Source organism: Sphingobium vermicomposti (assembly GCF_011762025.1).
GTDB classification, from domain to species: Bacteria; Pseudomonadota; Alphaproteobacteria; order Sphingomonadales; family Sphingomonadaceae; genus Sphingobium; species Sphingobium vermicomposti.
The window spans coordinates 989,534-1,014,751 of record NZ_JAASQR010000001.1; the positions used below are offsets into that span (position 1 = coordinate 989,534).

21 protein-coding genes are annotated in these 25,218 nt (G+C 62.2%); 9 read left to right on the forward strand and 12 right to left on the reverse strand.

Annotation, left to right across the window (positions count from 1 at the left end; all coding sequences use genetic code 11):
* The first annotated feature begins 47 nt into the window (after positions 1 to 47).
* Entirely contained in the window at positions 48 to 2,648 is a 2,601-nt protein-coding gene (pepN, locus tag FHS54_RS04750) for an aminopeptidase N (protein ID WP_167302605.1), read from the forward strand.
* A gap of 253 nt (positions 2,649 to 2,901) precedes the next feature.
* Here pepN and FHS54_RS04755 read toward each other — a convergent pair whose 3' ends face one another.
* The 4 genes from FHS54_RS04755 to FHS54_RS04770 are packed head-to-tail and all read right to left on the reverse strand — an operon-like array spanning position 2,902 to position 6,475.
* Entirely contained in the window at positions 2,902 to 3,516 is a 615-nt protein-coding gene (locus FHS54_RS04755; RefSeq protein WP_425057293.1) for an ABC-type transport auxiliary lipoprotein family protein, read from the reverse strand.
* A gap of 11 nt (positions 3,517 to 3,527) precedes the next feature.
* Entirely contained in the window at positions 3,528 to 4,490 is a 963-nt protein-coding gene (locus FHS54_RS04760) for an MlaD family protein (protein WP_167302606.1), read from the reverse strand.
* 3 nt (positions 4,491 to 4,493) lie between these two features.
* Positions 4,494 to 5,366, reverse strand: a complete 873-nt coding sequence (locus FHS54_RS04765) for an ABC transporter ATP-binding protein (protein ID WP_167302607.1) — start codon at positions 5,364 to 5,366, stop codon at positions 4,494 to 4,496.
* A complete protein-coding gene (locus FHS54_RS04770; RefSeq protein ID WP_167302709.1) occupies positions 5,366 to 6,475 on the reverse strand; it encodes an ABC transporter permease in 1,110 nt (369 codons plus the stop codon). The genes FHS54_RS04765 and FHS54_RS04770 overlap by 1 nt, the downstream gene beginning before the upstream one ends.
* A gap of 99 nt (positions 6,476 to 6,574) precedes the next feature.
* Here FHS54_RS04770 and FHS54_RS04775 point away from each other — a divergent pair, with 99 nt between their 5' ends.
* A complete protein-coding gene (locus FHS54_RS04775) occupies positions 6,575 to 7,249 on the forward strand; it encodes an HAD family hydrolase (RefSeq protein ID WP_167302608.1) in 675 nt (224 codons plus the stop codon).
* 19 nt (positions 7,250 to 7,268) lie between these two features.
* Here FHS54_RS04775 and FHS54_RS04780 read toward each other — a convergent pair whose 3' ends face one another.
* Positions 7,269 to 8,594, reverse strand: a complete 1,326-nt coding sequence (locus tag FHS54_RS04780) for a cystathionine gamma-synthase family protein (RefSeq protein WP_167302609.1) — start codon at positions 8,592 to 8,594, stop codon at positions 7,269 to 7,271.
* Positions 8,595 to 8,772: 178 nt separating this feature from the next.
* Here FHS54_RS04780 and FHS54_RS04785 point away from each other — a divergent pair, with 178 nt between their 5' ends.
* Positions 8,773 to 11,184, forward strand: a complete 2,412-nt coding sequence (locus FHS54_RS04785) for a ligase-associated DNA damage response DEXH box helicase (RefSeq protein WP_167302610.1) — start codon at positions 8,773 to 8,775, stop codon at positions 11,182 to 11,184.
* Here FHS54_RS04785 and FHS54_RS04790 read toward each other — a convergent pair.
* Both FHS54_RS04790 and gyrB read right to left on the reverse strand, forming a co-directional pair.
* Positions 11,181 to 11,696: a COG3650 family protein gene (locus tag FHS54_RS04790; protein ID WP_243855609.1), complete on the reverse strand. Its 516-nt coding sequence runs from the start codon at positions 11,694 to 11,696 to the stop codon at positions 11,181 to 11,183. The two genes, FHS54_RS04785 and FHS54_RS04790, sit on opposite strands and share 4 nt — an antisense overlap.
* 38 nt (positions 11,697 to 11,734) lie before the next feature.
* The gene (gene gyrB, locus FHS54_RS04795; protein ID WP_167302611.1) at positions 11,735 to 14,242 is read right to left on the reverse strand and encodes a DNA topoisomerase (ATP-hydrolyzing) subunit B; all 2,508 of its coding nucleotides are present in this window, start codon (positions 14,240 to 14,242) and stop codon (positions 11,735 to 11,737) included.
* A gap of 86 nt (positions 14,243 to 14,328) precedes the next feature.
* On the opposite strand from gyrB, the gene FHS54_RS04800 reads away from it, so the two are divergent.
* Complete coding sequence (locus FHS54_RS04800; protein ID WP_167302612.1) at positions 14,329 to 14,820, forward strand: hypothetical protein; 492 nt, start codon at positions 14,329 to 14,331, stop codon at positions 14,818 to 14,820.
* Positions 14,821 to 14,901: 81 nt separating this feature from the next.
* Here the strand turns inward: FHS54_RS04800 and ppa are convergent, their stop codons facing one another.
* Both ppa and FHS54_RS04810 read right to left on the reverse strand, forming a co-directional pair.
* A complete protein-coding gene (gene ppa, locus FHS54_RS04805; protein ID WP_167302613.1) occupies positions 14,902 to 15,444 on the reverse strand; it encodes an inorganic diphosphatase in 543 nt (180 codons plus the stop codon).
* 40 nt (positions 15,445 to 15,484) lie between these two features.
* A complete protein-coding gene (locus FHS54_RS04810) occupies positions 15,485 to 17,401 on the reverse strand; it encodes a M61 family metallopeptidase (protein ID WP_167302614.1) in 1,917 nt (638 codons plus the stop codon).
* Between the two features lie 152 nt (positions 17,402 to 17,553).
* Here FHS54_RS04810 and hisS point away from each other — a divergent pair, with 152 nt between their 5' ends.
* From hisS to FHS54_RS04830, 4 genes are all read left to right on the forward strand, one after another.
* On the forward strand, positions 17,554 to 18,936 hold the full coding sequence (gene hisS, locus FHS54_RS04815) for a histidine--tRNA ligase (protein ID WP_243855610.1): 1,383 nt from the start codon (positions 17,554 to 17,556) through the stop codon (positions 18,934 to 18,936).
* Positions 18,936 to 20,027 (forward strand): peptide chain release factor 1, encoded by a 1,092-nt coding sequence (prfA, locus tag FHS54_RS04820; protein ID WP_167302615.1) that lies wholly within the window; start codon positions 18,936 to 18,938, stop codon positions 20,025 to 20,027. Before hisS ends, prfA begins: the two co-directional genes overlap by 1 nt.
* Entirely contained in the window at positions 20,024 to 20,854 is an 831-nt protein-coding gene (gene prmC / locus FHS54_RS04825; RefSeq protein ID WP_167302616.1) for a peptide chain release factor N(5)-glutamine methyltransferase, read from the forward strand. The genes prfA and prmC overlap by 4 nt, the downstream gene beginning before the upstream one ends.
* A gap of 310 nt (positions 20,855 to 21,164) precedes the next feature.
* On the forward strand, positions 21,165 to 21,941 hold the full coding sequence (locus tag FHS54_RS04830; protein WP_167302617.1) for a DUF4167 domain-containing protein: 777 nt from the start codon (positions 21,165 to 21,167) through the stop codon (positions 21,939 to 21,941).
* Positions 21,942 to 22,049: 108 nt separating this feature from the next.
* Here the strand turns inward: FHS54_RS04830 and FHS54_RS04835 are convergent, their stop codons facing one another.
* Both FHS54_RS04835 and FHS54_RS04840 read right to left on the reverse strand, forming a co-directional pair.
* The gene (locus FHS54_RS04835) at positions 22,050 to 22,430 is read right to left on the reverse strand and encodes an acyl-CoA thioesterase (RefSeq protein ID WP_243855611.1); all 381 of its coding nucleotides are present in this window, start codon (positions 22,428 to 22,430) and stop codon (positions 22,050 to 22,052) included.
* Complete coding sequence (locus FHS54_RS04840) at positions 22,420 to 22,719, reverse strand: hypothetical protein (protein ID WP_167302619.1); 300 nt, start codon at positions 22,717 to 22,719, stop codon at positions 22,420 to 22,422. Before FHS54_RS04840 ends, FHS54_RS04835 begins: the two co-directional genes overlap by 11 nt.
* 76 nt (positions 22,720 to 22,795) lie before the next feature.
* Here FHS54_RS04840 and FHS54_RS04845 point away from each other — a divergent pair, with 76 nt between their 5' ends.
* Positions 22,796 to 23,224: a CBS domain-containing protein gene (locus FHS54_RS04845; protein WP_167302620.1), complete on the forward strand. Its 429-nt coding sequence runs from the start codon at positions 22,796 to 22,798 to the stop codon at positions 23,222 to 23,224.
* A gap of 5 nt (positions 23,225 to 23,229) precedes the next feature.
* Here the strand turns inward: FHS54_RS04845 and FHS54_RS04850 are convergent, their stop codons facing one another.
* On the reverse strand, positions 23,230 to 24,717 hold the full coding sequence (locus FHS54_RS04850; RefSeq protein ID WP_167302711.1) for a lipopolysaccharide biosynthesis protein: 1,488 nt from the start codon (positions 24,715 to 24,717) through the stop codon (positions 23,230 to 23,232).
* Positions 24,718 to 25,218 lie beyond the last annotated feature (501 nt).

Genomic DNA, 25,218 nt, shown 5'->3' on the forward strand with positions numbered 1-25,218 from the left:
CGCCCGGCCCACTGGCGTTTTCCGTGGCCAGTGCCTAGCTTGTCGGCATGGCTGACACGCAATCTTCCCCCGGAACCGCGCCCCTGATCGTCCGTCGTCAGGACTATCGCCCGCCCGATTGGTTGGTCCCGGAAATCACCCTCGATTTCTCGCTGGACCCGGTGTGCACGCAGGTTCGCTCGATTCTGACCGTGCGGCGCAATGGGGAGCATGACCGACCGCTGAAGCTGGACGGAGATGACCTCACGCCGCTGGAGGTGAAGGTCGATGGCCAAGCCCTGACGGCAGATCAATGGTCCATGGAGGGCGGCGCGCTGATCGTCCCGCTGTCGGGCGCTGCGCATCAGGTCGAAACGCTGGTTGAACTCGCGCCGGAAAATAACAGCAAGCTGATGGGGCTTTATGCCAGCGGCGGATTGCTTTGTACCCAGTGCGAAGCGGAAGGGTTTCGCCGAATCACATTCTTCCCCGACCGCCCGGACGTTCTTTCTCGCTATTCCGTCAGGCTGGAAGCGGACAGGGCGCGCTATCCCATTTTGCTGGCCAATGGCGATCCGATTGAACAGGGGAGTTTGCCGGAGGGACGCCATTGGGCATTATGGACTGATCCCTTCCCCAAGCCTTGCTATCTGTTCGCGCTGGTCGCCGGGGACCTTGCCTGCAACGCTGACAGCTTCGTTACCATGAGTGGCCGGACAGTGAAGCTGGGCATATGGGTCAAGGAAGCTGACCTGCCCAAAACCGCTCACGCCATGCAGGCGCTGAAAAATAGTATGGCCTGGGATGAGCGGGTCTATGGGCGCGAATATGACCTGGACGTATTCAACATCGTCGCCGTGGCTGACTTCAACTTTGGCGCGATGGAGAATAAGGGCCTTAACATATTCAATTCACGCTATATTCTGGCTGATCCCGACACAGCTACCGATATCGACTATGACGGGGTCGAAGGCGTGGTGGCGCACGAATATTTCCATAATTGGTCAGGCAATCGCGTCACCTGCCGCGACTGGTTTCAGCTTTCCTTGAAGGAAGGCTTCACCGTCTTTCGCGACCAGGATTTTTCCGCCGACATGGGCAGCGCCGCCGTCAAGCGGATCGAGGATGTCCGTGTCCTGAGGGCGGCACAGTTTCAAGAGGATTCAGGACCTCTGGCGCATCCCGTGCGGCCCGAATCCTACATGGAAATCAGCAACTTCTATACGGCGACCATCTATAATAAGGGTGCGGAGTTGATCCGCATGATGGCGTTGATGCTGGGACGGGATCGGTTCCGGGCGGGGGCCGACCTGTATTTTGAACGGCATGACGGGCAGGCCGCGACCTGCGAAGACTTTGTCCGGGCGATGGAGGAGGGCGGCGGGATAGAGCTTGCCCAATTCCGCCGCTGGTACGAACAGGCAGGGACGCCGCGTGTGCGGGCGCTGCTTACCCATGACGCGGCTAGCCAGACAGCTGAACTGGTGCTGGAGCAGACCGTACCCCCAACGCCCGGCCAGCCCGACAAGCAGCCGATGGCGATACCTTTGCGCATCAGCCTGTTCGATCGCGAAAGCGGAACAAGCCGGGGCGACGAGTTGTTGATGCTGACGGAGGCTCGGCAAAGCTTTTTGTTCAGTAAATTCGCGGCCCCGCCCCTATTGTCGATCAATCGCGGCTTTTCCGCGCCGGTGGTGATCGAAACGGACCGCACCCAAGCCGATCTGGCTTTCCTGTCCGCGCATGATGATGACCCCTTCGCCCGATATGAGGCGATGCAGCAGTTGATGGTGAATGTGCTGGTAGGCCGGGTTGGCGGACAGGCCGTCGATGACGCGGCAGTGGTCGCCGCCATTCGCAACACGGCGACCGACCCCTCGTTGGACGATGCGTTCATAGCCGAAGCCATTCGCCTGCCGAGCGAAGCCTATATTGGTGATCAACTGACGGAGGTCGATCCCGACGCAATCCACGCCGCTCGTGAGTCGCTCCAGCACCGGATCGGGGCGGAACTGGAGCCTTTATGGCGCGATATTCACGCCCGGACCCAGGCCAACAGCTTTTCCTTGTCCGCCGCCGCCAAGGGCGCGCGCAAGCTGCGCAACACGGCGCTGCTTTATCTCTGCGCGTCAGGGATAGAGGAGGGGGCCATAGTCGCCTTTTCCCAGTTCAGCGCTGCGGACAATATGACGGAGCGGCAGGCGGCGCTGGCGATATTGGCGAATGGCAGCAGCGCAGAGCGGGAAGCCGCGCTCGACATTTTCTACAATCGCTATCGGGACGATGCGCTGACTTTGGACAAATGGTTCCAGACGCAGGCCTTTGCCTTTCACCCCGATACGGTGGATCTGGTGGAGGAATTGGGCCGCCATCCCGATTTCACCCTGTCCAATCCGAACCGGATCCGGTCGCTCTACGGTGCTTTTGCCGGTAACCAGTGGGCCTTCCACCATCGGTCCGGCAAGGGGTATCGCTTGGTCGCGGATTGCATCATCGCCCTGGACAAGATCAATCCCCAGACGGCGGCGCGGCTGGTGCCTCCGTTAGGGCGCTGGCGTCGTTTCGGTGAGGCGCGTGCCGGTTTGATGCGCGCCGAGTTGCAGCGGATTCTGGCTCAGCCCGGTCTTTCGCGGGATGTGACGGAGCAAGCCAGCAAAAGCCTGGATTGAGCGCGGGAAGGTTCGCCGGGGCTTGCTGCGAGCTGATCTTGTGGCGTTTCGGTCAGCTACTGAGGCCTGCTGTAACAGGCAGTCGAAGGGCCTTCTCTGTCATTCTGATGTGGGACGTGTGAAGAAGTAAACCCTTCGACAAGCTCAGGGCGAACGGGGAAAGAGATTTCGAGTTAGCGCTCGCTACTCTAATTGTCTTTTGTTCTCCGCATTTTCCGAACCGTCAGATTATACCATCTGGCCGGAGCCTGCCTTAACGGCCCGACGCTGCCAGCCACGCGGCGACGTCGGCGGCCACCTTGTTCGCCGCGCTGTTCAGAGGCGCGCCGATGCTGGTGGCGGTGATTTTCGTGCCTACCGGGACGGTGGCGGTGAAGCGCTGACGGGCGATGGCGGTGCCGCCCGGCCCCGCCAGAATTGCGTCATAAGTGACGATGGCGCTGTTGCTGGCCTCATCCAGGCCAAAGTCCACCAAATCCCCCATCAGCCTTTGGCCCGCATCGGCGGAATATTGGCCGGGGTCGAGCACGATCCGGTTGCTGGTTGCGGCGATGGTCTCCGACAAAAGCCGCTGGAACAAGTGGCGCGGCGTGTCGGCCCACTGCACGTCGGTCACATAGGCGAGAGACGTGGGCGTGGTTCGCACCGGCACACGCACGGTGTCGAGCAGCTTGGGCGCTTCAGGATCGGCGACAGTGATGCTGGTCCCCGGCGTGGCGCTGCGCAGCGTCCCCGGCGCGACCTTTTGAGCGGCATCGAGCGAGAGTAGCTGGGCGGGCGGTTTTCCGCCGATGGAGATGCAGCCCGGCAAGGTCAGCAGGAGGGCGAGGGCCGCCGACATGGCGGCCTGTTTCTTGTGGAACATCATGTGGGTCCCTCTCATGGCTTGTAGTCGGGCAATTTGGGCGATCCGACGATCGATCCCGCGCCCTGCTGATCGAGCTTTTCAGCGACGCCACGGAAGGCGCGCGACATTTCCCGCAGGTCGCGCACCAACTGGTTCACTTCCGGCATGGTCTGGTTGCTGAACGCGCGCACGCCCGGCTGAGCTTCGGCGATGGTCTTGTCCAGCGTGTCGATGCTGCGTGTGGCCGACTGCACGCTTTTGCGCAGGTCGGCCAGCAGCGGGCGGCCTTCATCGGTCAGCAGGCTGTCGGTGGTCGCCGCCAGCTGGCCGATCTGTTCGGCGGCGATGCCCGTGCGCTGCACCGCGATTCGGGCTTCGGCAAGCGTGGCCGCGATTTCGGGGCTGCGGTCGGCCAGGGATGCGGACAGCCGCTCCACATTGGCGAGAATGCCGGCGATGGACTGCTGATTCTTGTCGTTCAACAGTTCGGTCAGGCGTTCCGTCAGGGTCGAAAGCCGCTCCAGCAACTGCGGCGCGTTATTGAGCAGTTCGCCCAGGGCGCCTGGCTTGGTAGGGATAACCGGCACGCCATCGGGGCAGGCCGTCAGCAGATTCTGTTCAGGGCAGATGATGGGAGGGGCGCCCTTTACCGCGCCGTCGAGCACGATTTCACTGACGCCGGTAAAGCCGACGCCCGCGATGGTCGCGGTCGTGCCCTGCAGCACGGGGGTGCCTTCCTTGACGGAAATGCGGACTTTGACGAAGCTGGGATCGCGCTTCCACAGTTCGATCCGTTCAACCTGACCGGACGGGACGCCGGAGTAATTGACGCTCGACCCCTTGGCGAGGCCGTTCACCGACTGTTTGAAGAAGATGTCATATTCCTTGTTATCGCCCTCGGACAGGCGCGAAAACCAGAAGGCGGCGATCATGATGGCCGCCAGCAGCAGCAGCGTGACCGTGCCCACCAGCACATGGTTGGATCGGGTTTCCATATCCTATTGCCTTCCGTCCGATGGGGGATCAGCCCGCTTGCCGCTTTCACGCGCCACCGCTGCTGTCGCCGCGCGGCCGCGCGGGCCGTTGAAATATTCCTGGATCCACGGGTGATCAGTGGCCAGCAGTTCGTCGATCGTGCCCACCGCAATCACCTTGCCGTCGGCCAGCACGGCCACCCGGTCGCAGATTGAAAAGAGCGTGTCGAGATCGTGCGTGATGAGAAAGACGGTGAGGCCCAGCGTCTGTTGCAGCTTTCGCGTCTGTTCGTCGAATGACGCCGCGCCGATCGGGTCCAATCCTGCGGTTGGCTCGTCCAGAAACAGCAGGTCGGGGTCCAGCGCCAGGGCGCGGGCCAGACCCGCCCGCTTCTTCATCCCGCCCGACAGTTCGGCGGGATATTTCGGGCCAGCTTCGGCTGGGAGGCCGGTCATGCGGATTTTGTAGGCTGCGATTTCGTCACGCAGCTGCGCGCCGATATTGGGATAATATTCGCGGATCGGCACTTCGACATTTTCCGCGACCGTGAGCGTCGAGAATAGCGCGCCGCCCTGAAACAGCACGCCCCAGCGTTTGCGGATCGCCAATGCTTCGTCGTCCAGCCGACCGATCATCGATTCGCCGAAGACATGCACTTCGCCTTCGTCCGGCGTTTGCAGGCCGATGATCGACCGCATCAGCACGGACTTGCCCGTGCCTGATCCGCCGACAACGCCCAATATTTCGCCCTTGCGCACGTCAAGGTCCAGCCCCTGGTGCACGACCTGATCGCCGAAGCTATTCTTGAGACCGCGCACCGAAATGGCAATGCTGTCCCGTTCGACCGCTTCGTCAACCCGCGCTTCTTCGATGGCGATTTCCTCTTCCGGTGCCATCAGTTCCAACCCAGCCAGGTGAAGAAGACCGCGAAAAAGGCGTCGATCACGATGACGAGGAAGATCGCCTGCACCACCGCCGACGTCGTGCGCATCCCCACTTCTTCGGCATTGCCCTTGACCTGCATGCCCTGAAAACAGCCCGCCAGCGCGATGATGACGCCAAAGACCGGAGCCTTGATCAGGCCCACCCACAGGTCGGTGATCGGGACGACCTCTCGCAACCGCTGGATGAAGGTGATCGGCGGTATCTCCAGAGACACGGCGCACAGGAACCCGCCGCCGATGACCGCCATGATCGACGCGTAGAAGCCCAGCAACGGCATCATGACGACCACGGCCAGGGTGCGCGGTAGCACGAGCGCCTCCATCGGCGACACGCCAATGGTGCGCATCGCATCGACTTCTTCGGTCAGTTTCATAGTGCCGAGTTGCGCGGCAAAGGCGGACCCCGACCGGCCTGCGACCATGATGGCGGTCATCAACACGCCAAGTTCCCGGAAAGTCAGGCGGCCGACCAGGTTGATGGTCAGCATTTCCATGCCGAACTGCCGCAACTGCACCGAACCCTGCTGGGCAATGACGATGCCAATGAGGAAGCTCATCAGGCCGATGATGCCGAGCGCGGAGACGCCCACCACTTCAAAGCGTTGGACAACGGCATTCAGGCGAAAGCGGCTGGGGTGGCGAATGACGTTCCAGCTTGCGACCAAGGTGCTGCCGAAAAAGCCCAGCAGGCCCAGCAGGGTTGCCCCCGCATTGATCGTAGCCTCACCAATCTGGCCGACAACGCGCTGCCAGGGTGAGACGTAGGCGGGCCGGACGCTGACGGGTTCGTCCAACGTCCCGACCGTCTGGATCAGTCGCAGCGAATCCTCGTCCCCGCCGACAATATCGCAGTTCAGCCGTTTGGCGGTGCGATGCACTGTCCACGCGCCAATCGTGTCCATATGACTGACTTCGGACAGGTCGATTGCCGCGACCGGACCGGCCAGCGCGTCAAGTCGGGCGGGCAGATCATGCAGGCAGGCAATCGACAAATGGCCTGAAAGCCGGACGATAGCACCGCCATCGCGCGGTTCTTCCACAAGATCGGCGACTTTGTTCATCAAGCGGGTTTAGTGGTCCATTATCGGTTGCACGGCAAGCCGAAACGGCCCATCCGCAAGCCAGAACGACAGGCAAGGCCAAAAAGTTTCGGAAACGGCATGACGCATCGAATTGCGATATATGACATGGACCGCACGGTGACGTTCACCGGCACCTACACCGGCTTCCTGGTTCACGTGGCCCGTCGGCTGGCTCCATGGCGGTTGATCCTGTTTCCGGGCGTGATCCTGCTGATGCTGGCCTATGTGCTCAAGCTGATTTCGCGGCAGCGGCTGAAGGAACTCAATCAGGCGTTGATGATCGGCTATAATGTCGAACGCGCCAGGTTGATGCCGCATGTGGAAAGCTATGCTGCCAAGGTCGTGGACGCGAATGTCCGTGCCGGGGCATTGGCGCAGATCGCCAGGGACAAGGCGGACGGGTGCAGACTGGTGCTCGCGACTGCATCCTATCGCCTCTATGTCGAGCCGATTGCCCGGCGTCTGGGATTCGACGCGGTGATCGCGACGGATCATCTGAGCCAGGACCTGCGCTATGTCCGCGCCAGGATTGCAGGCGAAAATTGCTACGACACGGGCAAGTTGCGCATGATCAAGGCGTGGATGGCGGCGGAAGCCATCGACCGTTCGACGGCGCATATCCGCGCCTATTCCGACCATGTGTCCGACGCGCCGATGCTGGAATTTGCGGACGTGCCGTTCGCGTCGAATCCGCACAAGCCGCTGGCGAAACTGGCGGCGCAGCGCGGCTGGACGCGGGTCGACTGGAACTGATCCGGCGCGGAGTTTTGGTTCAACCCATCGCCCGTAACGCCTGGGAAAAGTCGGCGATCAGATCGTCAGCATCCTCGCAGCCGATGGAAATGCGCACCATATTGTCGCTGATCGCCAGCGCCTTTTTGCGCTCCGCGGGCACCGACAAATGGGTCATCGCCGCCGGATGGCTCGCCAGCGTTTCGGTGCCGCCCAGGCTGACCGCCAGCTTGGCGATCTTTAGCGCGTCGAGAAAGGCGAAGGCCTCCGCCTCCCCGCCCTTGAGGTACAGCGAGAAGGTTGATCCCGCGCCCGTGCAATGACGCCGGTAGACGTGGGCCTGCCGGTCATTTTCCGGGAAGCCGAGATAGCCGACCTTTTCCACCTGCGGCTGGTCCCTGAGCCATGCGCAGACCTTCGCGGCATTCTCCCCGGCGCGGCTCATCCGCAGTTCCAGCGTCTCCAGGCTGCGCAGCAGCATCCATGCGCTGTGCGGGTCGAGGATCGTGCCGATCGTGTTGCGCATCAGGCGGATGCTGTTGATGAGGGCGTTGCCCCCCAGCACGCCGCCCGCGACCAGATCGCTATGCCCGCCCGCATATTTGGTCAGGCTGTAGATGACGAGGTCCGCGCCATGCGCAATCGGATGGTGCCATAGCGGTCCCAGGAATGTGTTGTCGATTGCGATGGGCGGCACATGCGATTCGCCGCTGAACATCTGGTCGCGCAGCGCGACGACCGCGTCCAGATCGACCAGCACATTGGTCGGATTGGCGGGGCTTTCCAGATAGATGAGCGCAACGCGGCCCAGCGCCTTTGCCTGTTCGATGACCTTGCCAATCTCTTCCCCGGTCGCGGCCGCCGGGAAGTCGAGCCATTGCACCCCGAATTTGCTCAGCGTCCGCCCGATCAGCGATTCGGTCGCCGCGTAAAGCGGAGCGGAATGGACGATCACGTCGCCCGGCTGGACGAGCGCCAGGAGGGTGGTCGCAATCGCCGACATGCCGCTGGAAAAGAGCAGCGCGTCCTCCGCTTCCTCCCATATGGCCAGCCGGTCTTCGGCGATTTCCTGGTTCGGGCCGTTGAAGCGGGAGTAGATCAGTCCTTCCGCGCCGCCCGGACGGATGCCGGTCACGCCTTCGAAATGCCGCTTGCCCGCCGCCGCGCTTTCAAATGCGAAGGTGGATGTGAGGAAGATTGGCGGTTTCAGCGATCCTTCGGACAGGCTGGGGTCATAGCCATGGCCCATCATCAATGTCGCGGGCTTCAGCTTGCGACCGTCGATTTCCATGATCGGCTGTTTGGGCCGCCGCCGGTTGTGGGTCGGTTCTGCGCCGGTCAGGTCGGCTTCGGTTTCGCCGGGCATGTCATTTCTCCTGCGGTCCTCTGGGCGTCTGCTGCACCTGTATGCATCCAGTGTAACGCTTGTGGCGGGCGAGGGGCCAGAGGGGCGGTAACTTTATTCCGCCGGGCTAAACTTATATTACGAACGGATAACCGGCCCCGCCGATGACAGCCGCGCTTTGCCGCCCTACATCCTGGCCATGAGTTCTAGCCTGCCCTTGCCGCTGGAGCGCTGGTTCGCCTCCCGCGGTTGGACTCCGCGCCGCCATCAGATCGACATGCTTGCCGCCGCGCGTGCGGGCGACCATGCGCTGCTGGTCGCGCCCACTGGTGCGGGCAAGACGCTGGCGGGGTTCCTGCCGACCATCACCGACCTGATCGAAGCGCCGGTGGAGGGGCTTCACACCCTCTATGTCTCGCCGCTCAAGGCGCTGGCCGTCGATGTGCGCCGTAACCTGCTGACCCCGATCGAGGAGATGGGGCTACCGATTCGGGTGGAGACCCGGACCGGGGATACGCCGTCCGACCGGAAAGCGCGCCAACGCGCGCGACCGCCGCAGATATTGCTGACCACCCCTGAATCGCTGTCGCTGCTGCTGAGCTATCCCGACAGCTTCCTGCTTTTTTCCGGCTTGAAAACCGTCATCATCGATGAAGTTCACGCCTTCGCCAGCCAGAAGCGGGGCGACCTGCTCAACCTGTCGCTGTCCCGCCTGCAAGCGATCAATCCGGGACTGCGGCGGGTGGCGCTGTCCGCCACCGTCGCGGATGTCGATGCCTATCGCGCCTGGCTGGCGCCCGATGGCGACATCAACGCCGTCACGCCGGTGATCGGCGAAGCGGGGGCGGAACCCAATGTGGCCATCCTGATCCCGGAAGGGCGGATTCCCTGGTCGGGCCATTCCGGCAAATATGCGGCAAAACAGGTGATGGCGGAAATTGAACGCCGCGCCACCACGCTGGTGTTCTGCAACACGCGCGGGCTGGCCGAACTGATTTTCCAGGAGCTTTGGTCGGCGAATGAGGCGAACCTGCCAATCGCGATCCATCATGGCAGCCTGTCCATCGACGCGCGGCGCAAGGTGGAAAGCGCCATGGCAGCGGGCAAGCTGCGTGGGCTGGTGGCGACCGCGTCGCTCGACCTGGGCGTGGACTGGGGCAATGTCGATTGCGTGATCCAGATGGGGGCGCCCAAGGGCAGCTCGCGCCTTCTCCAGCGGATCGGTCGCGCCAATCATCGGCTGGACATGTCGAGCGAGGCGATCCTGATTCCAGGCAACCGCTTCGAATATCTGGAGGCGCGGGCGGCGCTGGATGCTGTGGAGGAAGGGGAGAGGGACGCCGACGACTTTCGCCCCGGCAGTCTGGACGTGCTGGCCCAGCATGTGATGGGCCTGGCCTGCGCCGCGCCCTTTCACCAGGATGATCTGCTGCGCGAAATCCGGTCATCCACGCCCTATAGCGCGCTGACGGACGACGCCTTTGCCAATGTCCTGCACTTCATTGAGGGCGGCGGCTATGCCCTGCGCGCCTATGACCGGTTCAAGCGGCTGACCCAGGAAGAGGATGGGGCCTGGCGCGTGTCCCATCCCCGGTTCGTCCAGCAGCATAGGCTGAATGCCGGGATCATCGTTGACCAGCCGGTGCTGGACGTGCGTTTCGCCAACGGTCGCAAGCTGGGCACGGTGGAGGAAGGCTTTGCCGCCACGCTGCGGCCGGGCGACAGCTTCTTCTTTTCGGGCATGGCGCTGGAGGTGGTGCGGATCGAGCTGACCGATCTGGTCGTCCGCGCCACCGCCAAGCAGGCGCGTATCCCCAGCTGGGGCGGCACGCGCATGGCCATGTCGACGCGGCTGGCGGATCGGGTGCGGCATTTCCTGGCCGAATCGCAGGAATGGCATCGTTTTCCCGAAGATGTCCGCGAATGGCTGGAGATGCAGAAACATCGGTCGGCGCTGCCGCAGCCGGGGCAGTTGCTGGTCGAAACATTCCCCCATGAAGGGCGGCATTATCTCGTCTGTTACAGTTTCGAAGGTTGGAACGCGCACCAGTCGCTCGGCATGCTGCTGACGCGGCGCATGGATGCGCAAGGGTTGATGCCGCTGGGCTTCGTGTCGAACGACTATGCGCTCGCCATTTACGGGATGAAGCCGGTCACCGACCCGCAAAGCCTGTTTTCCGCCGATATATTGGACCATGAGTTTATCGACTGGGTCGAACAGTCGAGCCTGCTGAAGCGGGCCTTCCGCGACGTGGCGGTGATATCGGGCCTGATCGAACGGCAACATCCCGGCAAGCGCAAGACGGGGCGGCAGGTCACTTTTTCGACCGACCTGATCTACGATGTGCTGCGGAAATATGAGCCCGGACATATGCTGTTGAAGGCAGCCTGGGCCGATGCGCGGGCGCGCATGACCGATGTGGGGCGATTGGGCGACCTGATCGACCGGGCCGGTGCGACCATGTTGCATGTTCCCCTGGATCGGGTGAGTCCGCTGGCCGTGCCGGTCCTGATCATCATTGGCCGCGAACAGGTGGCGCAGGCGGCGGCTGAGGATGCGTTGCTGATCGAAGCGGAAGCGCTGGTCGCCCAGGCGATGCGCCCGGATTAGAGCGGTGCGTCCTGCGGGTCATGCCGGTCACCGCCGCAGCCTTTCAGCGTTCCTTCGCCGAATGCGACGGAAACCTGATCGGACCAGATAGCGTCGCTCATCCCGTCGCTGCACGGTCCTTCGGCCACCGTCATCGTGAAGCCTTCGCCCAGAAAGCGGACGGCGCGGCCATCATCATTGCGCGAAATGGCGAAGGAGGCAGGCGGCTTGTCCGGCCTTTCCAGAATCGCGGTCGATCCCTTCACCGTCACCGCCCAGAAAGGCTCCGTGCCCAAAGCGCGATACCGTTCCGGTTGCGGCGTTTGGGGATGCGGGGCGGGAGAGGTGGATGCATTGCCCTGCGTCGCTTCATCCTGCGACGGCGGTAGCTGCTGCTGGCCGACGCTTTCGTTGAGGATGGGCGCGTTTGCCACCGGCGCGCCGACATTATCCGCTTGGACGTTTTCGACCTGGGCTTGTTCGGGACCGCATGCCGACAACAGCAGGATAGCGAAGATGGCCAGACCCCTCATGCCGCCGCCTGCGGCGGGGCGTGAGGGGGGCGGCAAGGTCATACGTCCAGGTTGGCGACGTTCAGGGCGTTGTCCTGGATGAATTCACGCCGCGGTTCGACCACATCGCCCATCAGGCGCGTGAAGATTTCGTCGGCGACGTCCGCCTGCTCGACCTCGACACGCAGCATGGACCTGTTGTTGGGGTCCAGCGTGGTTTCCCACAGCTGTTCCGCATTCATTTCGCCCAGACCCTTGTAGCGCTGGATCGCCAGCCCCTTGCGTCCTGCCGCCAGCACCGCTTCCAGCAATTCGCTGGGCCGGGTGACCAGCGTCGACCCCTTGGTCGCGACCGGCAATTCGTCCTCGCCAGCTTCGTCGGCGGCCTGTGCCGCCTTGGCGGTCACAAGGCGGCTGGGCGTGCGGTAGCTGCCGGTTTCCTCCACCGCGATGCTGTGCAGCTTGCGCGCTTCAGCCGATCCGATGAAGCCATGTTCGATCATGTGATGATCGGTGACGCCCCGCCACAGCCGTTCGAAATGAAAGCCGCCTTCTTCGGCGACCCGACCGCTCCAGCGGCCTTCCTCGTCCTGTGCGCCCATCCACTGGACCGTTGCAGTCAGGCGTTCGGCCTGCGCGTCATTGCCAAGTTCTGGGTCGAGCGCGCCATTGACGGCCAGCGCTTCGATGATCGCCGGATCATAGCGGCGCGGCACATAGCGCATGACCGCGCGGATGCGGCGGCCATGTTCGATCAGGTGGCGCAGGTCTTCACCCGTGCGGCGGCCTTCGGCCGTTTCCAGCGCCATCGATTCGACGCCATTGTCGATCAGATATTGCTCCAGCGCAGCTTCGTTCTTCAGATAGACTTCAGACCGGCCACGCGTCGCCTTGTAGAGCGGCGGCTGGGCAATGTAGAGATGCCCGGCCTCTATGATCTGGGGCATCTGGCGGTAGAAGAAGGTCAGCAGCAGCGTGCGGATATGCGCGCCGTCGACGTCAGCGTCGGTCATGATGACGATCTTGTGATAGCGCAGCTTTTCCAGGTTGAAATCGTCGCGGATGCCGGTGCCCATCGCCTGGATCAGCGTGCCGACTTCCTTCGAGGACAGCATCCGGTCGAAACGGGCCCGTTCGACGTTCAGGATCTTGCCCTTGAGCGGCAAGATCGCCTGATTATGCCGGTTGCGGCCCTGTTTCGCCGACCCGCCTGCCGAATCGCCCTCGACCAGGAAGAGTTCGGATTTGGCGGGGTCGCGCTCCTGACAGTCGGCCAGTTTGCCGGGCAGCGAGGCAATGTCCATCACGCCCTTGCGCCGGGTCAGCTCACGCGCCTTCTTCGCCGCTTCGCGCGCGGCGGCGGCGTCGATCACCTTCTGCACGATCATCTTGCCGTGGCTCGGATTTTCTTCCAGCCATTCCGCCATCTTGTCGGCCATCAGGCTTTCGAGCGGCTGGCGGACTTCGGACGAGACCAGCTTGTCCTTGGTCTGTGACGAGAATTTGGGATCGGGCAGCTTTACCGACACGATCGCGGTCAGGCCTTCGCGCATGTCTTCGCCGGTCAGGGTGACCTTTTCCTTCTTCAGCATCCCCGATTTGTCGGCATAATTGTTCAGCGTGCGGGTCAGCGCCGCGCGGAAGGCGGCGAGGTGGGTGCCGCCGTCGCGCTGGGGAATGTTGTTCGTGAAACAGAGGACATTCTCATAATAGGAGTCGTTCCACTCCAGCGAGACGTCGATGGTCACATCGTCACGGCTGCCCGAAATCGCGATCGGATCGGGCATGAGCGGCGTCTTGTTGCGGTCGAGATATTTGACGAAAGCCGCGATGCCGCCCTCATAGAACAGCTCGACTTCCTTCTTTTCCTCATGCCGCGCATCAACGAGGAACAGCCGCACGCCCGAATTGAGGAAAGCGAGCTCGCGATAGCGATGCTCCAGCTTTTCAAAGTCGAACTCGGTATGATTTTTGAAGGTGCCGCCGTCGCCGGGCACTTTTTCGGTCGAAGGGAGAAAGGTGACGCGCGTGCCCTTCTTGCCTTCGGGGGCGTCGCCAATGACCTTGAGCGGCGCAACGGCGTCGCCATAGGCAAAGCGCATATAATGCTCCTTGCCGTCCCGCCAGATGTTGAGGTCCAGAAATTCGGACAGCGCGTTCACCACGCTGACGCCCACGCCGTGCAGGCCGCCCGACACCTTATAGGCATTATCGTCCGACGTATTCTCGAACTTGCCGCCCGCATGCAGCTGGGTCATGATGACCTCGGCCGCAGAAACGCCTTCTTCGGAGTGGATGCCGGTAGGGATGCCGCGCCCATTATCTTCGACGCTGACGGACCCATCGGGATTCAGCGTGATCAGGATGCGGTCGCAATGTCCGGCCAACGCCTCGTCGATGGCATTGTCGGAAACCTCGAACACCATGTGGTGCAGGCCCGATCCATCATCGGTGTCGCCGATATACATGCCGGGCCGCTTGCGCACCGCGTCCAGGCCTTTCAGCACCTTGATGCTGTCGGCGCCATAGCTGTTGCTGTTCGGGCTGTTCTGACTTTCCTCGCTCATGGCGGGCATATAGGGAATTGGGCCACGAAACTAAAGCGAAACATGGCGGCTTTCGCCCCGCCCGGCGAGGGGCTATCAGGCTGGATATGCGCAGCGCCCTGACTTTGATCCTCCTCCTTTGCGCCTGTTCCGAAAGCAGCGACGTTCTGGAGCAATTGCCCAACAGCTCGATTGCCGGAGCGCCGCGAGACGCCATGCCCGAAACCCGGCTGGAAGCGAAGATCACGCGGCCCGTGATCATTGGGGAAGACGGGCCACGCCTGGACGCCTGCGGGGCGATGGGACGGGTCGTCCGCGTCGGCACGTCCGGCCTTGCCATGCGCGCGGCCCCCTTTGCCGAAGGGCTGGAGGTCGCGCGCCTGGCGGAGGGGGCCCGCGCTTATGTCTGTACCCGCAGTCTTGACCAGAAATGGCTGGGTATCGTGGTCGCGCCGCCATTGCCTGACGATGCCGCCGACAATGCCGCAGATAATGTGGATTGCGGCGTGTCCGGGCCGGTCGATCGTAAACAGCCTTATGATGGGCCGTGTCTGAGCGGCTGGGTATCTAGTGCTTCGATCAGGCTTGTTGCGGGCTGACGCGGCGGATCATTCGAAGGCAACAAAAAGGCCGCGCAGGTTATCCTGGCGCGGCCCTTTTTCTGACGTCGATCGGTTCGCTTACGCTGCCTTCTTGTCGGCCTTGTAGCGTTCGATGGCTTCCAGCGTGATGCGCTTTGCATCCTCTGCGCCGCCCCATGTGCCGATACGCACCCACTTCTGCTTTTCCAGATCCTTATAGTGGGTGAAGAAATGTTCGATCTGCTCCATCACGATACCAGGCAGATCGTCCTTTTCGCCGACGTCGCTATAATAGGGAAAGGTCTTGTTATCGGGAACGCAGACCAGCTTTTCGTCGCCGCCCGCTTCGTCTTCCAGGTTGAGCACCGCGATCGGACGAGCGCGCACGACCGAGCCGGGGACGAAGGGCGAGCGAGCGATGACCAGCGCGTCCAGCGGATCGCCATCGGGTGACAGTGTGTGCGGCACAAAGCCGTAATTGGCCGGATAGCGCATCGGCGTGTGCAGGATGCGATCAACGAACAGCGCGCCCGACGCCTTGTCGAATTCATATTTCACAGGCTCGCCGCCAATCGGCACTTCGATGATGACGTTCAGGCTGTTGGGCGGATCGTCGCCGACCGGAATCAGTTCAATATTCATGGACTTCAAGCCTTTTGATGCTCGTTCGCGTTGCGGGTGATTATGTCCTTGGTTTGAGCAGCCGGTCGAGGCTGCCTTCACCCTCTCCTATTTTTGCGAGGCGCGGATAGCGCAGCCCGCCGGAATAAGCGAGCGTCAAAGTGCGATAGTATTTGTCCTGTTTGACGATGATCTGCATCGGCTTTCCGGCTTTCAGCGCCGCCTTGAAGACGTCGGTTGAATATTCATCGCCATTGATCGCGACGATCTTCGCGCCGGTGACGAGGCCCGCCTTGAACGCCGCGCTGTCCCAGACGACGTTCGAAATTTCGCCATCGCCCTTTACGATCAAGCCAATGCCAAAGCTTTGGTCGATATTCTTGCCCTCGGTCGCCTTGGTATAGGCGTTGGGCGTGTCGCCATAGACAAGCTGGTAGCCGCCCATGGCAAAGCCCCGCTTGGGCGTTTCCTGCGTCGTGCCGTCCACATATCGCGCAAGGAATCCCGCCCAGTCATAAGATGGCGCGACCGCAGTCAGCGTCTTGATAACGTCCGCGCGATTATAGACGACCTGGCCCCAGTCACCGGGATTGATGCCGAAAAACGCCTTGGCGAAATCGTCCAGCCCCTTTGCGCCCCTGGTCTGGCGGCGGATGATCGCGTCGGCTTCCAGCCAGATCATCAGCCCTTCATTATAATAGTCCTCTGACCGCTGCCAGCTGGACCAGCCCTTGGGCCGACGGGCGGAGATGATGGGGTCATGGGTGGTGTCCTCCATCGGACGCCATTCCCGGCCACGCGTGGTGTCCAGCTTGGCGGCGATGTGGGCATAGGCGTCCAGCGTTTCCTGCTTGGTGAAAAGACCCGACCGCGCGCCCAGCACATAGCCCCAAAATTGGGTCTGCCCTTCATAGACCCACAGCAGATTGTCCTGCATCGGCACGTTGAAGTCGGGCGTCCAGAGCAGGTCGGGCCGGCGGAACTTGCCGTCCCAGCTGTGGACAAATTCATGCGGCAGAAGATTGCGGTCGAGCAGCGCCGCGCTTTCACCCCATTTTGTGAAATAGCCCGGTTCGACCTGATTTTCCGAAGAACGATGATGCTCCAGGCCGATGCCGCCCATCTCGTCGGTGATGGCGAACAGGAAATCATAATGGTCGAAATGAAAGGCACCGAACAGCGCGCGCGCTTCATCCACCAGTTTCTTGTGTTTCGCGATCTGTTCAGCCTTGGCATCCAGTTCGCCCGCGTCGTCGGCAACGATGTTGAGCGTCACATCATGGCCAAGGTCCACCGGCTTGAAATAGCGTCCGGCGAACACGGGCGAATCCTGCAACGCTTCATAATCAATGGTGTCATAGGCGACGACCGATCCGCTTTTTTTGCCGCGCAGGGCGGTCGCGGCCTGCCAGCCTTCGGGATAGGTCACGGTCGCCTGGATCGGGATCTGCCGGGTGTAATAGCCGGCCGGGTAGAGCGAAACGGACTCCCATTGGATGTTCAACATCTTGGGCGTCACCACGACGCGGCCCTGATTGGACTGGGTGGCGGACAGGAACTGGAACGACGCCATGACTTCGCGAGAGCCCTGCGGCACGTCGATCACAAAGCCGTAGACATTCAGCGGGTCGCGTTTCCAGCCAATCGGCTTGCCATCGACGGTGAAGCTGATCCCGCTGATCTTTTCGATCTGCCCGCGCGGGGCATGGTTGCCCGGCAGCCATTTGGGCAGCAGCAGCGTCATCGGGCCGCTCGAAACGACGGGGATATGCTCTCTCACGCGGAAGATGCGCTGGGTCGTGTCGCTGGCATCGACTTCCAGCCGGATGGTGCCACCGGGATAGGGAATGTCGCGCGGCGCGGGACTGGCGTCGTTGACCGGCAGGGCGACGGGCTTTGACCTTACGGCATCCTGGGCGACAAGCGGGCTGGCGACGGCGGCGGAAAGCAGAAGGGCGGCAGCAAGGCTGCGGATCATGGCTGTCTCCAAAAAAAGATGCGGCTGGAACGCCTTATGAAGTCAGCATGACGAGCGAAGTTGTCCGCGTCCACCCCCAAGAAGAGCTTAGAAATCATCTGTTGAAAAAGCGCGTTTCCTTAGGCCTTCTTTGCCGCTAAAGGCGCATTCCCATGGCAAAAAACGAAAACCCGCGCCCAAAGACACCCAATGCGGTGCGCGGCACGCAGGACATGCTGGGGGGCACGACGCAGGCGTTCCAGGAACGCTTTGCGCATGTCGTGGCGACCTTTGATCGGGTGCGCAGCCTCTATGGCTTTCACCGGGTCGAGGTGCCGGTCTTCGAATCGACGGCTGTGTTCGCGCGGTCGCTGGGCGAAAGCACCGATGTCGTGTCGAAGGAAATGTACAGTTTCGAGGATCGCGGTGGTGACAGCATCACCCTGCGCCCGGAATTCACGGCGGGGATCGCACGCGCCTACATCACCGAAGGCTGGCAGCAATATGCGCCGCTGAAGGTCGCGACGCACGGTCCGCTCTTCCGTTATGAGCGCCCGCAAAAGGGGCGTTTCCGCCAGTTTCACCAGCTTGATGCGGAGATTATCGGCGCAGGCGAGCCGGGCGCGGACATCGAATTGCTGGTCTTTGCCGACCAGCTGCTGCGTGAACTGGGCGTGTCCGAAGGCGTCACGCTGCATCTCAACACGCTGGGCGATGGGGAAAGCCGCGAAGCCTGGCGCGCAGCGCTCATCGCGCATTTTGAAGCGCATCGCGATCAGTTGTCCGAAGAGAGCATCGACCGTCTTCACCGCAATCCGCTGCGCATCCTCGACAGCAAGGACCCGCGCGACCGCCCGGTTGCCGACAGCGCGCCGGACATCGATGCTTATCTGACCGATGAAGCGCGCGGCTTCTTTGAAAAGGTGACGGCGGGCCTGGATGCGGCGGGCGTGGCGTGGGAACGCAATGCCCGGCTGGTGCGCGGGCTTGATTATTACCGCCACACTGCCTTTGAGTTCATCACCGACCGGCTGGGCGCGCAGGGCACGGTGCTGGGCGGCGGGCGCTATGATGGGTTGATCGAGAATCTGGGTGGTCCCTCGACCCCGGCGGTTGGCTGGGCGGCGGGGATCGAGCGGCTGGCGATGTTGATTGATGCGCCGGAGGCTGAGCGGCCACTCCTTACCGTTATTCCTGATGATCAAGGAGCCGAAGAAGGCGCTATTTCTGTTGCAAGTGCCCTTCGTGCAGCGGGAATAAAGGTAGATACGGCCTTCAAGGGGTCAACAAAGCGAAGATTCGAATTGGCTATGAAGCGCGGTTCGAGAGGACGTGTCGTTGTGCTAAAATCACCGGATAGCGGGCTGCCTCAGAGAAAAGGGCTTTGGATTCGCGTCAATCAACCCGACGACTTCGCCCGTGTGGATGGCGATCTGCGAGAAAGGGTGTTAACCGCATTAGAGGATCGGTTTACGGTGCTCCGTGAGAAGATAGGACCCGATGACAAATTGGGCTTTTCGGTCGATGCCGTTCTGCAACCATTAGCCCACGACTAATGCACATCTCCCCCGAACGCATCGCGCAGATCGAGGCGCGCCGGGATGAGGTGCAGGCGTCGATGACGCGTGCCGACCTCGCGCCCGAAGAGTTTGTGCGGCTTTCGAAGGAATATGCCGAAATTGAGCCGGTGGCGCGGGCCGCGCATGAGGTGCGGCGATTGCGGCAGGAATTGAAGGCGCTCGAATATATGGCGGGCGGCGAGGATGCCGATGCCGACGCCGCGATGCGCGACATGGCGCAGGAGGAAATGCGGCTGATCAAGGGCCAGCTGCCTGAGGCGGAACGCGCCCTTGCGCTCCAGTTGCTGCCCAGGGATTCGGCTGACGCGCGCCCGGCGATGCTGGAAATCCGGGCAGGAACGGGCGGCGATGAAGCCGCGCTGTTCGCGGGCGACCTGTTTCGCATGTATCAACGCTATGCCGATGCGCAGGGCTGGAAGGTCGAGTTGATCTCCGCCAACGCGGCTGAAGTCGGCGGCTTCAAGGAAGTCGTCGCCAGCGTCACGGGCACAGGCGTCTTTGCCAAGTTCAAGTTCGAAAGCGGCGTGCATCGCGTCCAGCGCGTGCCGGTCACGGAAAGCGGGGGCCGCATCCATACGTCCGCCGCGACGGTGGCGGTGCTGCCCGAACCGGAAGAAGTCGATGTCCAGATCGCCGACAGCGACCTTAAGATCGACATCTACCGCGCGTCGGGCGCGGGTGGGCAGCATGTGAACACGACCGACAGCGCGGTGCGGATCACCCATTTGCCCAGCGGCATCGTCGTCACCCAGCAGGACGAACGGTCGCAGCACAAGAATAAGGCGAAGGCGATGCAGGTGCTTCGCGCGCGGCTATATGAAGCAGAACGCGAACGCACGCAGAGCGAGCAGGCGGGCGCGCGCAAGGCGATGGTGGGGTCGGGCGACCGGTCCGAGCGGATTCGCACCTATAATTTCCCCCAAGGCCGCGTCACCGATCATCGCATCAACCTGACGCTGCATCGGCTGCCCGAAATATTGGAAGGCCCCGGCCTTGCTGAGGTGATCGACGCGCTGGTGGCGCAGGATGAAGCCGCGCGTATCGCCCAACTGGACGGCATTGGGTGAGCGTATCGCAGGCGCTTCGGGAAACGGCGCTTGTCCTGCAGCCGATCAGCCAGACCGCCCGTCTGGACGCGGAATTGCTGCTGGCCCATGCGCTTGGCATTACGCGCAACACGCTGCTGCTCGATCAGCATGGCCTGACTGTGCCGCCTGGCTTTGCAAAGCTGGTGGATCGTCGTTTGGCCGGTGAACCTGTCGCCTATATTACCGGCGTGCGGGATTTCTGGACGATCAGCGTTCATGTGACGCCCGACGTCCTGATTCCGCGTCCCGATAGCGAGACATTGATCGAGGCTGCGATTGACCATTTCGGCGCGCGTTCGCCGCAGCGGATCCTTGACCTGGGCACCGGGTCGGGCGCGCTGCTGCTGGCCGCGCTGGATCAGTGGCCAGCGGCACAGGGTTGGGGCGTGGACATCTCTCCCGCCGCGCTGGCGGTGGCGCGGGGCAATGCCGAACGGCTGGGCATGGCCGACCGGGCGGCGTTTCAGGAAGGCGACTGGGCGGAAGGTTTGACGGGCACCTTCGACCTCATCCTGATCAACCCACCCTATATCGCCCAGGACGAACCCCTGGCCGGGGACGTGTTGCGCGAACCCCAAGGCGCGTTGTTTGCGGGGCCGGAAGGGTTGGACGACTATCGGCGGATTGCCCCCATGCTGCCGCGCCTGCTGGCCGAAGGCGCGGTCGCGGCAATCGAGATCGGCCATGACCAGCGTAAGAGTGTATCCACGCTGCTTTCAGATCAAGGGCTTGAGGTCGCGGTGCGGCATGATCTGGCGGGACATAGCCGCTGCCTGATCGCGACTCGCGGCGGCGGCGTTGGCTGAGGAAGGAAATTGCGGCTGCCACGCGTGAAATCGCTTGGTTTCTCGCTTCGAAGCCACTACATGAAATGCAGGGACGGCACTATCCTGAGGATCAGCCCTGTGGGGCCGCGACTGGAAGAGGCCGTTTACCCGCTCCTTCAAAGTCACGATGGCGCTGTGCGCAGACGCCTCTGGCAGCATGAAGACAAGGACTGTCTTGCGGTCCCTGTCTTGCGGAGCCCTACCGGCCTGATGAGCAGGCGGTGCTTTAGGATGGCGACTGGACAGTGTTTTCAGTGAATGATGGCAAAGTGAACGCAAGGACCAGCTCTTGATCAATAACAGGCAGGCCGGTCGCCGTAATCGCGGCCGGAACAATAACGGTCGTCCTAATGGCGGCAACAACCGGGGCGGCGGCGACAGCGGCAATCGTATCGACAATCGCGCCCGCGGCAACGCGACCCAGCTTCTTGAAAAATACAAGAATATGGCCCGGGACGCGCAGATGGTCGGTGATCGGGTGAACGCGGAATATTATCTGCAGTTCGCGGATCACTATTTCCGCGTTCTGGCCGACAATCGCGCTCGGCAGGAAGAACAGCAGCCGCAGCAGCGTTTCCGCCGTCCCGATGAAAATTTCGGTTATGAAGGCGATGATTTCGACGGCTCGGAATATGCGGGTGATGAAAGCCGCTCCGAACAGCCCCAGGGGGAGCGTTCGTTCGAAGGCGATCATCGCCGCGAACAGTCGCGTGAACAACCGCGCGAGCAGCGGGATGATCGCGATCGCCAAAACCGCCGGGATCGTGGCCGTCGCGAACGGCCGGTTCACGCCGACGCTGATGATCAATCCGGGCAGGAGAGCGCAGCGCCTGAAGCTCCCCTGATCGAAAGCGCGCCTGCGCCCCAGGCCGAAACCGAAGCGCCCCGTCCCCGGCGCGGTCGTCCGCGCAAGGTGGAAACCGCTCAGTCCGAGGCTGCGGAGGGACTCGACGTTGCGGTGCTGCCCCCGTCCATCGCCCGCGCCGACAATGATGCGGAAGCCGCCGAGGAAGCCCCGCGCAAGCGGACCCGTCGGGCACGCCCTGCGGCGGAAGCGGCTGAATAAGGCAGCGGCCTACATAGGCTGAAAGAAAAAGGGGACGGCACGCCATGCGCCGTCCCCTTTTTCATGCGTCCTGCCGATCACGCCCTTTTGTCAGGGACGATAGCAGGATCAGGCCGACGGCAGCGGACGAGGCCGGTGATTCTCATCCAACGCGACGAAGGTGAACAGCCCGCTGGTCAGGTCGACCTGCTGCTGTTCGCTGCCCCTGATTGCGACGACATCCACGCGCACCCCGACAGAGGTGCGCCCGCGCCGTTCCTCCCGCGCATAGACGGACACAATGTCCCCCACCAGCATGGGCGATATGAACTTCATGCTTTCGATGGCGACCGTCGCCACCGCGCCGTCCGCGATTCGGCCCGCGACAATGCCACCGGCGATATCCATCTGGCTCAATATCCATCCGCCAAAAATATGGCCGTTCGTGTTGATCTGGCTCAGTTGCGGCACAACCCGCAGCACCACTTCGCCCCTGTCGTCAGTCGTCAATGGATACCTCATCTTTCATCGGGTCCATGACCTGTTGGTCATGGCCGGTTCCGCTGGACAGAAATACCAGCGCCATCAGTCCGGTGCCCAGCATGAAAGTCAACCACACGCCAAGGATGGTCGCCAGAATCATGTGCAGCGGCATCGGCCCCGCCCATAGACGTAGTGCGAGCAGGGCCAGCCCGACACAGGCCGCGCCGCCCAGGGCCATCCATCCCATGATCCGGCGGAAACGCGTCCATGCCGCCGCCGCGATTTGCGGGTCGTCGAGGCCCTGTTTCTCTCTCATCCCTTTTCTTTGGGGACTGAAAGTGGGATCATCAAGTCACAGGGGCATGATGTCCGTAAGATGAGGAGATGGGGCCATGACGATCAGCGCGATTTTGCACGGCAAGGGACGCGAAGTCATTCAGGTCGGTTCCCAGGAAAGCGTGCTTTCGGCGGTGCGGCTGCTTTCGGAAAAGCGGATTGGCTGCGTGCCGGTGGTGGACGACGGCAAGGTCGTGGGCATTTTTTCCGAACGCGATCTTCTCCATCATGTCGCGCGCGACGGCGCGGCGGCGCTCGACCGTCAGGTGGGCGATGTCATGACCGCCCCGGCCATTACCACGGATGAAAAGACGCCCGTCATCCATTGCCTGTCGCTGATGACCAAAAGGCGGGTGCGGCACCTGCCCGTCGTCGTCGACGACAAGCTGATCGGGCTGGTTTCGATCGGCGACCTCGTCAAATTCCGCATCGACAGTATTGAAGCCGACGCGGACGCGCTCCGCAATTATATCCAGTCGGCCTGACACTTTCAGGCCGTAACGGTGACAGGCGGCTTCCGCCTGATCACCAGCGCCACCAATTCCATCAATGTGCCACGCGCGCACAGCGTCAGCGCGGCCAGGAAAGCGATTCCCCCCGCAGGAACCAGCACGCCCAGACGCGCGATTGAGGGGAGAGGCGGGAGCATCGAATCGACCGCCATCACCGCCCCGGCCATCAATATCGAACAGCCCAGACCCGGAGCGGCCGCCCGCATGAGGTCACTCAATCGCAGACCCATTGGCCCCCCCGCCAGCTTTGCGGTGACGACAGTCAGCAGAGGAAAGCTGCACAACCACGCCCAGGCCAGGCCGATCGCGCCGAACTGGATGCCGATCAGGAAAGCCGCTGGCATCAGCACCGCGCCCACCGCTGCGATTCGGGCGGTAAGGCCGGGGCGCCCCAGCGCATTGCTGACCGGGGCGAACATCACCTGCAACGTCATGAATGGCATCGCCAGCGCAAGAATCGCGACAAAGGGTGCCATCGGCAGCCATTTTTCACCGAAGAGCGTATCGACCAACGGCTCTGCCGTCACCGCCATGCCTAGATAGACCGGGCAGGAAATCAGCAGCAGCAGCCGCACCGCCTTGCAGAATGACCATGCGATTCGGCCAGGGTCCTTCTGCATCCGCGCATAGGCCGGGAAGGCGACATCGTTCAGTGGCGGGATGAATTTCGACACGAAGATCTGAGTCAGGAACAACGCCTCGGCATAAAGGCCCAGCTCATGGGGGGCGAGCATCCGCCCGCCTATGAATATATCCGCCTGGCTCTGCACGATCCAGAACATCTGCCCGCCCAGAAGCGATGCGCCATAGGTGACCATTGCGCCGGTCCCACGGAAATCGAAACTGGGGATCGGGCGGAATCCGGTCGCCAGCACATAGCCCACGGCCTTCACCCAGAATCCTGCCATCGGCGCGAACACCAGCGTCCACACACCCCATCCCAGCAAGGCACCGGTCAGCGCGACGGCGGCGGAAGCGGCGGCGGCGATCAGGTTGACGACCGCTGGCCGCCGGAAATCCAAGGCCCGGCCCATCAATGCTTCGGGAATCGAGATGAAGGGGGTCGTAAGGTAAAGTAGCGCCTGCACCCGCAGCAAATCGGCGACCAACGGCTGGTCATAATAGTCCGCCGCGACCGGGGCGATCAGCAACTGAGCCACGGCCAGCCCACCGTTCAGCAACAACATCATCCCAAATGCCTGGCGCAACCGATGCGAATCGAGCGTGTCCGACTGGACGAGCGCGCTCACCAGCCCATAGCCATTAAGGAAGGTGGCAAAGTTCAGGATAACCTGGGTCATGGCGAACAGGCCGTAATCCGCCGGATCGAGCAGGCGGATGACCACCAGCGTCACCACCCAGCTGATCATTTGCGACACGATCTGGCTCCCCGAACGCCATAGCAGGGCGCTCTTTATACGCGCGCCGAAACCAGCGTCGTTCGCGTCGGCATCCTGCAAATTCATCCGGTTCTTCATCCTTTGCCCCGTGTGGCGGTCGTTTAGCCTCTACCCGCTAACCTCCAAAAATTTCTGAAACAAAAGTGCAAAAAGTGTTTGACGGTTCAGGAAGCCTACCCTAGATGGCCTCTCACCGGACGGGACGCCGCCACTGAGCAGCGAAACAGACGGTCGCCAACACAAACGGGACGCCCCTCCCTCGGAAGAAGTTTCGAGGAAGGATGGTTGTCCCCCTTGAGTTGTCGGTTCTTTGACATTGTTAGTATGATGAAGGGACATGTGGGCGGCGGCTCCGGTTATCTACGGCTTTCAGGCGTAGGTGGATCGGTTAAATTAGCCAGACCTCACAATGTCCTTACGTAACCATGTAAGTTTATTTGTGCAGGAATGGCTCCTGAAAATGAGCGGTTCATGTTTGGGCTTATTCCGCCTGGATATGGATCGGACATCAAACTTGAGAGTTTGATCCTGGCTCAGAACGAACGCTGGCGGCATGCCTAATACATG

Coding starts and splice junctions, on each gene's coding strand:
- pepN (WP_167302605.1), top strand. CDS start 48: ATGGCTGACACGCAATCTTCCCCCGGAACCGCGCCCCTGATCGTCCGT.
- FHS54_RS04755 (WP_425057293.1), bottom strand. CDS start 3,516: ATGATGTTCCACAAGAAACAGGCCGCCATGTCGGCGGCCCTCGCCCTC.
- FHS54_RS04760 (WP_167302606.1), bottom strand. CDS start 4,490: ATGGAAACCCGATCCAACCATGTGCTGGTGGGCACGGTCACGCTGCTG.
- FHS54_RS04765 (WP_167302607.1), bottom strand. CDS start 5,366: ATGGCACCGGAAGAGGAAATCGCCATCGAAGAAGCGCGGGTTGACGAA.
- FHS54_RS04770 (WP_167302709.1), bottom strand. CDS start 6,475: ATGAACAAAGTCGCCGATCTTGTGGAAGAACCGCGCGATGGCGGTGCT.
- FHS54_RS04775 (WP_167302608.1), top strand. CDS start 6,575: ATGACGCATCGAATTGCGATATATGACATGGACCGCACGGTGACGTTC.
- FHS54_RS04780 (WP_167302609.1), bottom strand. CDS start 8,594: ATGCCCGGCGAAACCGAAGCCGACCTGACCGGCGCAGAACCGACCCAC.
- FHS54_RS04785 (WP_167302610.1), top strand. CDS start 8,773: ATGAGTTCTAGCCTGCCCTTGCCGCTGGAGCGCTGGTTCGCCTCCCGC.
- FHS54_RS04790 (WP_243855609.1), bottom strand. CDS start 11,696: ATGAGGGGTCTGGCCATCTTCGCTATCCTGCTGTTGTCGGCATGCGGT.
- gyrB (WP_167302611.1), bottom strand. CDS start 14,242: ATGAGCGAGGAAAGTCAGAACAGCCCGAACAGCAACAGCTATGGCGCC.
- FHS54_RS04800 (WP_167302612.1), top strand. CDS start 14,329: ATGCGCAGCGCCCTGACTTTGATCCTCCTCCTTTGCGCCTGTTCCGAA.
- ppa (WP_167302613.1), bottom strand. CDS start 15,444: ATGAATATTGAACTGATTCCGGTCGGCGACGATCCGCCCAACAGCCTG.
- FHS54_RS04810 (WP_167302614.1), bottom strand. CDS start 17,401: ATGATCCGCAGCCTTGCTGCCGCCCTTCTGCTTTCCGCCGCCGTCGCC.
- hisS (WP_243855610.1), top strand. CDS start 17,554: ATGGCAAAAAACGAAAACCCGCGCCCAAAGACACCCAATGCGGTGCGC.
- prfA (WP_167302615.1), top strand. CDS start 18,936: ATGCACATCTCCCCCGAACGCATCGCGCAGATCGAGGCGCGCCGGGAT.
- FHS54_RS04840 (WP_167302619.1), bottom strand. CDS start 22,719: ATGAGAGAGAAACAGGGCCTCGACGACCCGCAAATCGCGGCGGCGGCA.
- FHS54_RS04845 (WP_167302620.1), top strand. CDS start 22,796: ATGACGATCAGCGCGATTTTGCACGGCAAGGGACGCGAAGTCATTCAG.
- FHS54_RS04850 (WP_167302711.1), bottom strand. CDS start 24,717: ATGAATTTGCAGGATGCCGACGCGAACGACGCTGGTTTCGGCGCGCGT.